A 13,552-nucleotide genomic window follows, 5' to 3' on the forward strand; every position below is an offset into this window, starting at 1 on the left:
CTGGGACACCCGTTAACCTGCGGGTTCCTGGGGGCTCTAGTTCCGTTTATGTTCCAGTTCAGCTTGTCGCAAGGCTTCCAAAACAGACCCGGCGACAAATCCCATCATCGATCCCGCTACAGTATATGCTTGGGGATGCCGGGACTGGCTGTAGCCAACATCATTATGAACAGAAACCACGCCACAGCATTGATAGGGTTTTGCTGCTATATGAGACATAGCCAAACCAAACACAGACCCTATACCAGCCATGACAATTCCCGAAAAAATCACTAGCCTTATATTCATGGAAACTCCTGGGTCGGAAACCCCGTCCTTCCAGGACGGCTTTATAAACCGGCTACCTTCAGGTTAACAGAGAATCATCCTATATAGGCCAAAAATTAACGAAAATTAACGATACTTCCCCAATTGTGGCAGGTTAGTTAGGGTTACTTATGCAGAAAGCCTAGAGAAAGACAAAGGAAGCAATCAGCATGAAAAGTGTACCAAAGAAGAGTATATGATTAATCCAATCATCGGATGACCAATCTTTAAACATTAGTTTATTCTTGAATTAATTAAGGGTTAATTCTGCGGAAAAATATGATTTATTATAACCCTTAATCCTGTGTTTGTCAAGAGGTAGGGTGCGTCATAAGGATGAAATCTAATATTAAGGGGAAGATTGATAACTGACGCACCAGAAACACGCGCAGGGTGGATTAAACGCCACATCGAATCAATCTGGCGAGGAAATAGACTGCCATTTTAGCACCATAAGCCGATCGCCACCAGTTAGAAGGATGACATCCAGGGGGGGCAGATATAGTAAAGTTAAGGTCTGGATAATCTAACCATTTATGTTCTTCGCGCCACCCCAAGCGATCGCTTACTTGAGTAAGCAAATCTATGTCAATCTTAGAGATATCATCATCTCCCCCTAAGTCGGTATAAATTTGTCGTTGAACGCTAAAGCCAAAGCGATTATTGCTATACTTAACCCAGAGGCTATCGATAAGATGTAGAGCGCTACAGGGAAAAATCATGACATCATCAGGCTTCAAATCATCATGATAAGCCTGAGTAGCAATTTCCAACATCACCTTAGTAGTTTCTAAATCTGCTTCTCGCCAATTTCCCTCAGCCAGCAAATTCTGTAACCGTCCGTAACGGTACTTATCACTAAGCAAAGACAAAATCTGGGCTAAAGTATCCTCCAATTTAGTAACTCTTTCCTCAAGGGAGGAGGAACTAACCGGAGCATGGGAAGTTTCCGAGGTTTCCAGAGGTAAATTTGGGGAAGGGGTAGGATCTTCAGAAGGTAGATCGGTAGATTCAAATTCCTGTGTATCTTCAGACATAATCAGTTTGATAGGTAATGCAGGTGCTAATTTTCGGTAAGGGTATGATCTAAGGGTTGACTTTGTGGTTGGTGTTGTTGATGTCCATTGGTCTGAGAACCATTAGAGCCAGAACCATTAGGTCCAGAACCATTAGGTCCAGAACCATTAGAGCCAGAACTATCAGAAGGTTGAGGCTTCTCACCTTTGAGGAAACGAGCCTCAAGGGTTTTAATAGCAATATAGAGGTTAGGAGTAATCAAGAGACTCAATAGAGTTCCGACTAACATTCCGCCAAAGATAGCAGTTCCCAAAGACCAACGACTAGACGCACCGGCACCGGAAGCAATTACCAGAGGCCAGAATCCGACCAAAGAAGAGATCGCGGTCATCTGAATAGGTCGGAAGCGTTGCTCTGCAGCTAGTGCTGCTGCTTTCTGAATATTAAGTCCTTTGTCTCGTAGTTGGTTAGCAAACTCGACAATGAGAATGGAGTTTTTAGAAGCCAAACCAATCAACATGACGAGAGCGACCTGAGCATAAACATCATTGTTAACTACAGGCCAAATGCCGCCAGCCATCAAGACATTAGAACGGAACCAAATAGCAGCCAAAGCGCCCAAAACAGCGAGAGGGACGGCTAACATAATAATGAGGGGGTCGATGTAGCTTTCATATTGTGCGGAAAGGACTAAAAAGGCAATGACAAATCCGAGTCCGAAGATGACGATCGCCGCACCGCCAGCAGCTTTTTCCTCTAAAGCGCTTCCTTGCCAAGCATAGCCGAAAGATGGGTCAAGGGTCTCGGCGGCGGCTTGTTCAATAGCTGCAATGACCTGTCCAGAACTGAAACCCGGAGCGGGGTCAGCCTGAATTCTCATAGATCGATAAAGATTAAAGCGGGTGATAATTTCCGGCCCGACTATTTCTTCAAACTTAACCAAGTTTTCCAAAGGAATTAAGTTCCCATCAAGCGATCGCACTGATAGGCGGCCGATATCAGAAGGATCAGCCCTAAACTCGGATTCTGCTTGAGCCACAACCCGGTATTGTCGTTGTCCGAGGACAAAATCATTGACATATAGGGAGCCAAAATAAATCTGTAGGGTGCTAAAAACATCACTGATATTGACATTGAGAGCCAGAGCGCGATCGCGTAATACCTGGATATTTTTCTGACCCTTAGATGCAGAAAACTGGCTAAAAGCCCTACCCACAGCCGGATATTTATCAGAGTTCAACTGAGCCAGTAAGCGATTACCATTTTCTACCAAAGCAGAAATCGGCAAATTACCACTGCGGTCTTGAATTTGGATTTCCACCCCCCCAGTGCTACCCATACCAGGAACCGGAGCAGCATTAACCGCAAAAGCCTGTACTGCTGTAACCCCTCTCAAAGCTCGATTAATGCGACCGAGAACCCCATAAACGGACTGTTCCGGGGTGGGTCTTTCACTCCAAGGCTTTAGCTGAACAAACATCACCCCCTGGGAGGGATTAAGACCATCAAAACCAAACCCCGCCGCCGCGAATACTGATTCAACTTCTGGTTCTTGTAAGATCAGATCAGTAATTTCCTCAGCAGCATTAGCGGTGTAGTTAAGGGATACGCCATCAGGACCTTGCATAATTACCAAAAAGAAGCCTTGGTCTTCTTGGGGAACAAATCCAGTAGGTACCCAGCCATACATAAGGACAGTCAGCACCAAACCACCGACAAAAATCCCCATCACCAGGGTATTAATCCGCACCAGAAACCGAATCAACTTGGCATATTGATTTTGTATGAAGCCAAAACCTTGGTTAAATTTCTCAAAAAACCATCCTAAAGGCCCCTTAGTTTTCTTAGCCGGACGCAATAGCACCCCAGCCATAGTCGGAGAGAAGCTGAGGGCGTTAAATGTGGAACAGATAATCGCAAAAGTAATGGTTAGGGAGAACTGCTGAAAGATGATTCCAGTAGTTCCGGGGAAAAAGGCAACGGGAATAAATACAGCCAGCAATACTAAGGAAGTGGATATGGTAGCGCCAGTGAGTTCTTCCATTGCGTCTAAGGCGGCTTGTCGTGGCTTCATGCCCTGAGCAATTTTACTAGAAACTGCTTCCACAATGACGATCGCATCATCAACGACCAAACCCGCAGCCAATGTACAACCAAACAGTGTGAGGGTATTGAGTTCAAACCCCATCGCCTTTAGACCTGCCATTGAGCCAATGAGTGCCACTGGGATAGCAATAGTAGGAATTAGGGTTGTGCGCCAATCCTGCAAAAACACAAAAATTACCAAAATTACCAGGGTAATAGTTTGCAGGAGGGTGATCACCACTTCCTGTAGGGAGGCTTGCACAAATAGAGTTGTATCATAGGGAATGGCATATCTAACCCCTGGAGGGAAAGATGCACTCAACTCTTGCATCTTTGACTTGACCGCCTCGGCTGTTTCCAAGGCATTACTACCGGGTCTTTGGTAAACAGCCATCCCCACGGCGGCTTGATTGTTATAGGTTGCGTCAAGGTTATAGTCCTGTGCGCCTAACTCTACCCGACCTACATCTGTAATTTTAATCAGAGTGCCATCGTTTCCGACACCAACCACCAATTCCTCAAATTCGGAGACATCTCGAAGGCGACCCTGAGCGCGCAAGGGGATCTCAAATCTTTGCTCCGGGGGGGTGGGGGCCTGACCAATTTTACCAGCGCCGACCTGAATATTTTGCTGTCGTAAGGCGGCGACTACATCTTGAGCAACTAATCCCCTAGCTGCGATTTTTTGGGGGTTTAGCCAAATACGCATGGCATATCTACGTTCCCCCAAAATGGTTACACTCCCGACTCCAGGAGCGCGGGTAATTTCATCAAGAACATTTAAATCTAGGAAGTTACTGATAAAAACATCGTCATAAATAGGCTGGTTATTTTGATCAGTATCTGAATAAAACCCCAGTACCAACAGGATACTGGGTGAAGATGCTTCTACGGTGATACCGACCTGTTGAACGACATCAGGTAAACTTGATGCTGCCTGAGATACTCTATTGTTAACGTTAACCTGGGCAATATCTCGATCAACGTTGACAGGGAAGGCTACAGAGACATTAGAAACCCCATTATTAGCGGTGTTTGATGAGATATATCTCATGTTATCAACGCCGTTGATTTCCCGCTCTAAGATGCTAGTCACAGTGGTTTCTGTGGTTTCGGCATCAGCACCAATATTGACTGCAGTTACGTTGATTTGAGTGTTAGCCAGTTGTGGTAGTTGAGAAATAGGTAGCAGCGGAATAGATATCACCCCTACCAATACAATGAGAATGGAGCAAACTGTAGTGAGAACGGGGCGCTTGATGAAGGTGCTAACAAATAACAGCATAGACAATCAAATATAGGTGGTTAAGCATAGCGATCAAGATAAGGAACTTAATTTAGAGCGAGGGGGGGAAAGTAGCCTGATTATCAATGTTATCAGCCAGAAACCAAAGCAACTCTCCCCTACATGAAAGTTGATAATACTCGATTATGGCAATTTTAGGGCTTAGTTATTGGCGGGTGGTATCTAGTATCGGGGTTCCATCTCGCAATTGTAGTATGCCTTCGGTAATAACGCGATCGCCTGCTTGCACCCCAGAAAGCACCTCAAAACTCTGTCCTTGAATGCTTCCCAGTGTCACCGGAGCTTGTCTAGCGACTAAAATGGTTTCCCCGGAGGGGGTAGCTTGTTGTTCTGCTAAAAACACAAAACTCTGTGCGCCAATGCGGGTGACGGCATTAGTGGGAACCGTGACCCCAGCTTCCTGTTGCCAAATTACCCTAGCTCGGACCACTTGATCGGTGCGGAGTTCATTATTAGTGTTAGGGTAAATGGCTTTAGCCAAAATAGTCTGAGTCTCAGTTCCTGCGTCAGGAGCAATATAGGATATGCTGGTGGTGCCAATGACTTCCCCAGTGTCTTGGCTTATGAGTTGTACAGGTATTCCCACCCTCAACTGAGGTAATAGGGAAATGGGGATATTGATATTAACCTCTAGGTTTTGGTTTTGTCGGATAGTGGTAACAGTGGTTTGGCTATCGACCAAATCTCCGACTTTAATCGGCACATTACTGACAATGCCGGAAATAGGAGCGACGACACTATAGTAATCTAACTGTACTTGTTGAGCGACAGCCCCAGACCTAGCCCCTTGGATTTCTCTACCTACGAGGGCTATCTGTGCTTGCTGGGCTTCAATAGCTTTCTCCTGACTGGCTATTTGAGCTTCTAGGGTAGCAATTTGGCGTTCTAGATCTCGGCGGGAACTTTCCACACTCGCCCTAGCGGCTTCAATGGTGCGCCCTTGACGAGATAAATTCATCCGAGCCGATTCGACTCTGGCGGTGGCGGCGAGAACTTCTTGTTCTTGATTAGCTACATCAGCCTCGCTGGTTTGTCTGTCCCGCAGTTTTTCATCATATAGCTCGCTGGAAACTACGCCTTCCTGCCATAATCTCTCATAGCGCTCGTAGGTAGCCTGTCGCTGTTGTCGCACTGCTTCGCGCCTATCTAATTCGCGACGGGCTCCTTCTAGGTTGTCTTGGGCGTTTTGTAGGTCAAATTCTAGTCTTTCCTGTTCTTCTATCTGAGCCTCTAACTCCCGCTGGGAACGCTGTAAATTGGCTCCTTGAGATTGAAATGATAGTTCGGCTCTGGTTCTGGTTAAGTTGGCTCGGAGGGCTTCTAATTCGGCTTCGGCACCAATTAATTGAGCTTGTCTGGCTTGTACTGTGGCGATCGTACCTTCAAAGTTGGCTAACTGTTGGGAACCATCAATTTGAATTATCGGATCTCCTACAGTTACCTGATCGCCTAAGCGCACATATAGTTCTTTTACTAATCCACTAACTCGCGGTCTGATGATCGAGTTTTCGATACCTTCAACTCTGGCATTATATTCGCTGCTGAATTGAACATCGGTGGTATCTACGTTTTCTATCTTGACGGGGACGGGTGGGCGACCAATGGCTTGAGGTTCGGCTGAACAAGCATTGATGAGTACAAATAATAATAGCAGGGGTAGAGATGCGCTAGTTTTCAATAATATTTTGTTCATGGTACTGTCGGGCAATTCGATGAGGAGATTTTACCAGGTTTAGAGGTAAATTTTCGCCTGACCCTTGGGTTGAGGATGAGATAAATTACTGATATTTTACGGTCATTAACACTCCCGGCTGGGGATTATTGCGGTTTTTCCCAGGGGTTGACAGGAGGCTTTGATGAAAATTATGGATAGCTGACTCAAGCCCGATCGCACAGGGGGGAACGCACACAGAGATATAGCAGAGGTCCGAATAGGGGAATGAGTGTCACCAACCATAACCAAGTCGGAGTCTGGTTGCCGCGCCGCGCGATATCATCTCCTAATAAGGCGGGAAATAATACTGATAATAAACAGAAATCCAGGCTCATCACGTGAATAAAACGGCTATTTTGCCATTGATAGATAAAGTCACGCCAATCTCCCTGAGTGATACCATAAAAGACTAGAACGATCGCTCCTACCATTAGCACTATGGCTGTGAATTTGCTGTCCCAAATGCGGATGAAGAGATTGGGAACTCCAGAAAATTCGGGGTTAGGTTTGCGCCACACCAAATAGGGTAAAATGGCGAAGGCACCCACGGCAAAAGATGCGATCGCAAAAAGCCACGCGGGGTTTTTTTGACCTTGACCATCGGCAAAAATTACACAGCAGTAAATTAACGGCCAAATTCCCATGAGATTAAATAGGGATATAATCAGGGGATTAATCCCCTCCCAATTCCCTACACTCAGGTTTTTAATCAAGTTAAAAGTAATTTCTGGCTGGTCTGGCGGCGCTAAGAAAAAGGCATAAATCACGAAGGTCAACCAGACCATCGCTAAGGCAATTTGAGAAGTTTTGACAGGGTTTTGGCTAGATACAATCATGGGAGAAATCTGTCTAAGGCGGCTTTTAGTTCCTCAATTTCCACGTCTATATTACCTTCTTTAGCTGCTCTGGCTATACATTCGGTTAAATGTTCATCTAGGATAATTCTAGCGACGCGATCGAGAGCCCCCCTAACGGCCGCAATTTGCACGAGTACATCGGGACAGGGGCGACTTTCTTGGACCATAGTTTTGACACCGCGAATATGTCCTTCAATGCGGGAGAGTCGATTGATAATACGTTTGAGTGATTCCTCGCTATGGACATGGGGATGAGTATGAGTAGAAGGGTCCCCATGGTGGCGATCGCTCACAGATACGCTAGGAACCCGGTCTGAATCTGATCCGATCATTTAACCCTGTGCCAAGCAACTACATCAACTATTATTGTAGATAAGCGATCGCAAATCTATCAATACCAGCCAGGTCCGGGAGGATTTTAAGATCCCGATAACACCCTGCTGATTCTAACATGGATGTAACCGCTTCTCCCTGTCCTGCCATCATTTCTATGATCCAAATACCCCCAGGTTGTAAAAATTGGGGTGCTGTTTGTACTAGATGATGAATGGAGTCTAAGCCAGATTCGCCGCCATCGAGTGCTAGAGGGGGTTCATATAGGATTACTTCTGGTTGTAGGTTTGGTAGCTCCTGGCTAGGAATATAGGGCGGATTTGCCACCATGCCGCTGACCTTCCCTTTCAGGCTATGGAGGGGACCCCACCAAGACCCCTGGTAAAATTTTACCCTATTTTGATAACCTAGACTTTGGGCATTTTCCAGGGCGATCGCTAAAGCTGACCAACTGCAATCTACAGCATGAATCATGGCTTCGGGGAATACCGATGCTAACCCCAAAGCGATCGCACCACTACCTGTTCCCATATCTACCCAATTTCCTGACCCGGCTGATGGCGCGGCATGATAGGCTATATCAATGATTAACTCTGTCTCTGGACGGGGGATGAGAACGGCAGGAGACACCTTGAGGGTAAAATTTCGCCAGTGAACTACACCTAATATATACTGTAGGGGGACTCGTTCCGTGATGCGACGTTCCCAGAGTTTGACAATTGCTGACCAGGGCTGATTTAGTTTAATGTATGGGCGATCGCCAAAGTCGTCTAATCTCAGGTCTAGGCGAGTCAGATCGGTGAGTGCTTCCAGAAACATATCTAATTCTATGGCAGAAACTTCGGCAGCGATCGCATCATTTTGAGCCTGTTTTTGCCACTGTCGCAGTTCCTCACCAGATATATAGTCACTTTCCCCTGTTTCCACCATTTAGCACCACCTGAAAACCTGCTTACAGCTTGTTCACCAGTCGCTTAATACATTGCCCTCACCCTAAATCCTGGATCCCATAGGGGGAGAGGGACTTTAAGAGGTGATCAGATGATTTCTGAACAGGCTGTAGGCTGATGATATGGGGGGGAAGTTGACAAGCAATCCCCCCCCACAAGTTGCCCTAACCCTAATTATTTCTCAAAAATTCCAAGGTTTCCCGGGGTGGAACTAACATGATCCGATCTAAAAATTGGTTATCATCAGTTCGGAAGGCTTCTAATAACGCTTCCAGGGGAACCACCTGGACAGTAACCGAAGATATTAAGTCCGGTTGCTGTTCTTGAAATTGGGATAACATCCCCTCTAAGTCTTGTTTAGAGAAGAACATGGGAATCACTTGGTCATTGCCACGTTGGATGGTTAAATAACCATTGTCTGGGCCTCCTCTTGCCATAAACAGAGGCACGCCATTAAACTCATTAGGCGATCGACCACTTTGCTGCATTACCTCCCGGGCTGATTCTACCTCTCGCTGCACGGGAACATAAGCAAACTGGATATCATCAGGACGGTTGCGACTCTGTTGGCTCATTTGATAGACTTCCCCCAGAGAAACTGCTGTTACCTCGACGGAGTTGGCTAATTCAGGGTTATTGTTTCTCAGATTTTCCACAAATCTTAGAGCATCCTGACGGCTAATAAATATCCCTGCTACCGCAGCGGTACCGCTGCCATTTTCTCCAGCGGGAACTGTGGCCACTAGGGGGGAACCGGTAGGGTCGGTAATGGTAAATACTGGGACTGGCCGTAATTTTTCCTGAATTTCCTCTAATGTTAATGCTTCAGCCGCCTGGGTTCCCAGCAGAGATGCTCCCACGGTCCTCGGTGGGAGGGTAGGACTCATTAACAAATGGCTACTGATAACTCCCAGTAACAGGCTCAAATGGAAAAATGATTTAATCATGTTCTCAAGTTGCGATCGTAATAGTTCATTTTGACATTTCCCCCACGCTTCTATATTGGCGTTATACCTCTAGGCTCATACAAACATGACAGCGAGGGTTGATCCATACCACCCATCAAGTCTGTTGATGGAGGCTGGCTAGAGTATTCCTGTATAGCGCAATTCTTACCCTGGCACGATAACAGTCAGACTGACGACCAAAAACAATTTTTTCTCCCGAACTCCCCAATAATTTTATATATTCTCACCCCCGGAGGATATGCCACGGGAGTTTTACCCGCACATTTTCCAGATCCTAACACAAACTTGCCCCGAATGGTCAAATTTGGGGACGAACGCGATCGCATTATTCAATCCCCAACACTACAGAATCATTATTCTCCTGGGATAACATTCGGATATCCATAATTCTTAATGAATAAACATAGAAGATGGTAAAACCACGATTTATCATGGTCAGAAAAAGGGTCTGTTATTATGTTTTCCGATATCATCACTCAAAACGGCTTGACTTTTGCTATGGCTAGTCCAGCTAACGATTTCATGATCGTCTCGGAACTGCCAGATGAGCAAATTGCGCGCTTGTCAAGTCCGGGATTACCACAAGCGATCGCCCTTTTGCCGGGTGATGATTATTTGGTCAATGATGCACAAGGACGCATCCTCTTAGGACATCAGGGGAATGATACGATTATCGGTAATTCCGGCAATGATACGATTTATGGCGGTCAAAACGATGATTACTTGAATGGTGGTTCTGGTGATGACCTGTTATTTGGTAATCGGGGCAATGATACCATTTATGGCGGGTCTGGCAATGATACTATCTATGGAGGTGTAGGCAATGATTGGATTGTCGGCGGGTCTGGTAATAACGTTTTATCAGGCGATCGAGGTTTAGACACTCTCACCGGAGGCAGTGGTGCTAATCAGTTTATTTTGCAATCATCGACTCTCAATCAAGATCTGATTACCGACTTTAAGCCTGGTATCGATAAATTGCGGGTTCCTGATGGGGTTACTATTGCAGATTTACGGATTAAACAATCCGATGCCTCTACCTTGATTTTACTCGATGGTCAGACGGTGGCAACCCTGGAAAATGTCGATGTTGAATCAATCACTACTCGCGACTTTATTGGGGAACTAGGAGCAGCAAATCATGCTGATATTCAACTAGACTTAGGTGAAACTGCTTCTAACTTGCGTTTTGAACAGCAAGTGCTGGAATTGGTCAATCAAGAACGAGTTATGGAAGATTTGCAACCACTAAGGCTTAACCCCCTACTCACCCAGGCGGCGCGTACCCATAGCACTAATATGGCACTGCAAGACTTTTTTAGTCACACCGGAATTGATGGATCTAATTTAACTGACCGGATTAGGGCCACAGGGTTTACATTGATAGTGCCATTGGCAGAAAATATGGCGGCGGGTCATACTACACCGGAGTTAGTGGTTGAGGGATGGATGGATAGTCCCGGACATCGTGATAATATTCTTAATCCAGATTTTACTCAGATTGGGGTGGGTCACTATTTCCTGGAAAATGATACGGGGGATCTGATGGACTATAACCATTATTGGACTAAAGTCTTCTCTGGTGGCTGATTTCAGCATCTCGGTCCAGAAAGTGCGATCGCCTATTAATCACAAAATAGCCAACTCTCAGCGGTGAGCTTGCACTTTCAGAATTTTGTGTTATCCTGGTTCGTAAGTTTCGGATATCCAGGAGGTGATGCCCATGAGTGACAGTAGTAAACGCATGGGTCACTGTGTTGGAGAACGCCGGCTGTGCGCCGGGGCTGACCTCTAAAATTCGGCCTAGGTTCCTATTGCTAGGAGCCGAAAAGCCTACTAAATGGTCTGGCTGGATTGGAGAGATCCTTCCGGCAGTCAGGTTCCAACAACAGAGACCCGCTAGACCGCTCTCATATCGCTGACTGATGTCCTGGTAGTATCCAAGGCTTGAGTTATCCGTGGGAGCGGATAGTTTTTTTAGATGTAATAGAATTGGTGTATTTTTGATATGGCTGAACTACTGAGTGCAACTGAAATTCAACAAATGGCTACTCAGGTTCCCGAATGGTCTGTTGAGGGTAAAACTATTAAGTGTGTGAAAACCTTTAAGGGGTTTGTGGAAGCGGTGGCTTTTGTTAATCAACTGGTGGAACCCGCAGAGGCGGCAGGTCATCACCCGGATTTGGAAATTTCCTATAATAAGGTGACAATTACCCTGACTACCCATGATGCTGGGGGGTTGACTAAGAATGATTTTTCTATGGCTGAGAAAATTTCCAGTTTGAGTTAGATTCTATAAACTGCCCCAAAATCCGCTAGAATTCCACAAAGTTGGGTAGCTGTAAGCTGGTTCTAGGTTCTGATGTGGGATTATGGTCTTTGATAATCTTAATGTGTCTGTAGGGGTTAGTGAAGAGTCGCTGCTGATTGAAAAGCTGTTGGATATCGGTACGGCACTCTCGGGAACTCTGGATTTGGGGAAGCTGTTAAATCTGATCCTCAGTAAGAGTCGGGAGATTACCTGTAGCGATGCGGGAAGCGTTTATCTGGTAGATCGCAGTGATGATCACCCTAAATTGCTGTTTAAGGTGGCTCAAAATCAGTCTTTGCCAGATTTGTCGTTCCGAGAATTTGCGATCGCTCTGACTGATAGGAGTCTGGCTGGTCATGTGGCTTTGACTGGGAAAAGTCTCAACATTGATGATGCTTACGACTTACCACAGGGACAGCCTTATCGTCTCGATCGCAGTTTTGATGAGAATATCTGTTATCGGACTCGCTCGGTTTTAGTTCTCCCCATGCAAAACCGGGAAGGGGAAACCCTGGGGGTTCTACAACTGATTAACCGCAAGCTACAATCTGAGCTGGTGCTGACTCCTGAAAATACCATGGAGTACACCCAGCCTTATTCTGATTGGGAAGAACGGATTTTGCGGAGTCTCGCTTCTCAGGCGGCAATTTCCATTGAACGCAGTGATTTACAAGAGAGTATTGAGTTACTATTTGAGGGGTTTGTGAAAACCTCCGTGCAGGTGATTGAGACACGGGACCCCTGTACTTTCGGACATTCGGAAAGGGTGGCAGTTTTGACGGTGCGTTTGGGGGAGGAAATTAATCAGATATCTGAGGGTCCCCTGGCGGCGGTACAATTTAGCGATCGCCAACTCCAAGAGTTACGTTATGCGGCACTACTTCATGATTTTGGCAAAGTGGGAGTTCCTGAAGCTGTTTTAAACAAGGCTAAGAAACTTTATCCTTGGGAATTGGAAATCATGAAAAAACGGTTTGCGATCGCTCGACAGAGTTTACAGATAGACTGTCTACAAAGGAAATATCAACTGCTTTTAGACTACAGCAGCAACCACTCCCAGAATAGCACAGAATGCCCCCACTGTCAAACTCTTGAAAGTATGGATTTGGAAATGAATCAGGAGATTGAGCATTTGCAAGGGTTTTGGGAGATGGTGCTGGAAGCCAACGAACCGGAGATTTTACCTTCTCAACCCCTGGAAAAACTCCATGATTTATCAAAGATTACCTATCGGGATATAGATGGCAAGATTAAGCCGCTGGTGACACCAGAAGAGATTGAACAATTGTTAATAACTCACGGTAATTTGACGGCTTCCGAACGCGAAATTATTGAAGGTCATGTCACCCATACCTATAATTTCTTAAAGCAAATTCCCTGGACTAAGGGACTGGAAAATGTGCCACAGATTAGCTATGGACATCATGAAAAGTTAGATGGTAGTGGCTATCCTTTGGGATTGAAAAAGGAGAAAATTCCGATCCAATCACAAATGATGGCGATCGCTGATATTTATGACGCACTAACAGCAGGCGATCGACCTTATAAGCATGGAGTTCCTACGGTTACAGCTCTGAAAATTATCCGCAGTGAAGCGGCGGCGAATAAGATTAATGGGGATATTTTAACTGTATTTGAACAGCGCCAAGTCTATGAGTCTTTAGGACATACTTTAGATGTGGTGATGGAACTGGCTTAATGTTAG

The 13,552-nt window shown here is 45.7% G+C and carries 11 protein-coding genes; 3 read left to right on the forward strand and 8 right to left on the reverse strand.

The window, feature by feature from the left end; genetic code table 11:
• Positions 1-36: 36 nt before the first annotated feature.
• The 8 genes from NLZ44_RS14195 to NLZ44_RS14230 form a co-directional block, all read right to left on the reverse strand.
• A complete protein-coding gene (locus NLZ44_RS14195; RefSeq protein ID WP_493750197.1) occupies positions 37-288 on the reverse strand; it encodes a hypothetical protein in 252 nt (83 codons plus the stop codon).
• Between the two features lie 416 nt (positions 289-704).
• Positions 705-1,343: a GUN4 domain-containing protein gene (locus NLZ44_RS14200; protein WP_006620734.1), complete on the reverse strand. Its 639-nt coding sequence runs from the start codon at positions 1,341-1,343 to the stop codon at positions 705-707.
• 26 nt (positions 1,344-1,369) lie between these two features.
• Positions 1,370-4,693, reverse strand: a complete 3,324-nt coding sequence (locus NLZ44_RS14205) for an efflux RND transporter permease subunit (protein WP_493750198.1) — start codon at positions 4,691-4,693, stop codon at positions 1,370-1,372.
• A 166-nt stretch (positions 4,694-4,859) separates the two neighbouring features.
• Positions 4,860-6,407: an efflux RND transporter periplasmic adaptor subunit gene (locus NLZ44_RS14210; RefSeq protein WP_111891972.1), complete on the reverse strand. Its 1,548-nt coding sequence runs from the start codon at positions 6,405-6,407 to the stop codon at positions 4,860-4,862.
• Positions 6,408-6,592: 185 nt separating this feature from the next.
• A complete protein-coding gene (locus NLZ44_RS14215) occupies positions 6,593-7,264 on the reverse strand; it encodes a PLDc N-terminal domain-containing protein (protein WP_111891976.1) in 672 nt (223 codons plus the stop codon).
• The gene (locus NLZ44_RS14220; protein ID WP_493750199.1) at positions 7,261-7,617 is read right to left on the reverse strand and encodes a metal-sensing transcriptional repressor; all 357 of its coding nucleotides are present in this window, start codon (positions 7,615-7,617) and stop codon (positions 7,261-7,263) included. The genes NLZ44_RS14215 and NLZ44_RS14220 overlap by 4 nt, the downstream gene beginning before the upstream one ends.
• A gap of 31 nt (positions 7,618-7,648) precedes the next feature.
• The gene (gene prmC / locus NLZ44_RS14225) at positions 7,649-8,548 is read right to left on the reverse strand and encodes a peptide chain release factor N(5)-glutamine methyltransferase (protein ID WP_008049374.1); all 900 of its coding nucleotides are present in this window, start codon (positions 8,546-8,548) and stop codon (positions 7,649-7,651) included.
• A 190-nt stretch (positions 8,549-8,738) separates the two neighbouring features.
• Positions 8,739-9,515: a Tic22 family protein gene (locus tag NLZ44_RS14230; RefSeq protein WP_493750200.1), complete on the reverse strand. Its 777-nt coding sequence runs from the start codon at positions 9,513-9,515 to the stop codon at positions 8,739-8,741.
• Positions 9,516-9,992: 477 nt separating this feature from the next.
• On the opposite strand from NLZ44_RS14230, the gene NLZ44_RS14235 reads away from it, so the two are divergent.
• The 3 genes from NLZ44_RS14235 to NLZ44_RS14245 all read left to right on the forward strand — a co-directional run bounded on the left by NLZ44_RS14235 (position 9,993) and on the right by NLZ44_RS14245 (position 13,546).
• On the forward strand, positions 9,993-11,126 hold the full coding sequence (locus NLZ44_RS14235) for a CAP domain-containing protein (protein WP_493750201.1): 1,134 nt from the start codon (positions 9,993-9,995) through the stop codon (positions 11,124-11,126).
• Between the two features lie 418 nt (positions 11,127-11,544).
• Positions 11,545-11,826, forward strand: a complete 282-nt coding sequence (locus NLZ44_RS14240; RefSeq protein ID WP_006620723.1) for a 4a-hydroxytetrahydrobiopterin dehydratase — start codon at positions 11,545-11,547, stop codon at positions 11,824-11,826.
• Positions 11,827-11,908: 82 nt separating this feature from the next.
• Entirely contained in the window at positions 11,909-13,546 is a 1,638-nt protein-coding gene (locus tag NLZ44_RS14245; RefSeq protein WP_493750202.1) for an HD domain-containing phosphohydrolase, read from the forward strand.
• Positions 13,547-13,552 lie beyond the last annotated feature (6 nt).

The sequence above is a fragment of the Arthrospira sp. PCC 9901 genome (assembly GCF_059013425.1).

Coding starts and splice junctions, on each gene's coding strand:
- NLZ44_RS14195 (WP_493750197.1), bottom strand. CDS start 288: ATGAATATAAGGCTAGTGATTTTTTCGGGAATTGTCATGGCTGGTATA.
- NLZ44_RS14200 (WP_006620734.1), bottom strand. CDS start 1,343: ATGTCTGAAGATACACAGGAATTTGAATCTACCGATCTACCTTCTGAA.
- NLZ44_RS14205 (WP_493750198.1), bottom strand. CDS start 4,693: ATGCTGTTATTTGTTAGCACCTTCATCAAGCGCCCCGTTCTCACTACA.
- NLZ44_RS14210 (WP_111891972.1), bottom strand. CDS start 6,407: ATGAACAAAATATTATTGAAAACTAGCGCATCTCTACCCCTGCTATTA.
- NLZ44_RS14215 (WP_111891976.1), bottom strand. CDS start 7,264: ATGATTGTATCTAGCCAAAACCCTGTCAAAACTTCTCAAATTGCCTTA.
- NLZ44_RS14220 (WP_493750199.1), bottom strand. CDS start 7,617: ATGATCGGATCAGATTCAGACCGGGTTCCTAGCGTATCTGTGAGCGAT.
- prmC (WP_008049374.1), bottom strand. CDS start 8,548: ATGGTGGAAACAGGGGAAAGTGACTATATATCTGGTGAGGAACTGCGA.
- NLZ44_RS14230 (WP_493750200.1), bottom strand. CDS start 9,515: ATGATTAAATCATTTTTCCATTTGAGCCTGTTACTGGGAGTTATCAGT.
- NLZ44_RS14235 (WP_493750201.1), top strand. CDS start 9,993: ATGTTTTCCGATATCATCACTCAAAACGGCTTGACTTTTGCTATGGCT.
- NLZ44_RS14240 (WP_006620723.1), top strand. CDS start 11,545: ATGGCTGAACTACTGAGTGCAACTGAAATTCAACAAATGGCTACTCAG.
- NLZ44_RS14245 (WP_493750202.1), top strand. CDS start 11,909: ATGGTCTTTGATAATCTTAATGTGTCTGTAGGGGTTAGTGAAGAGTCG.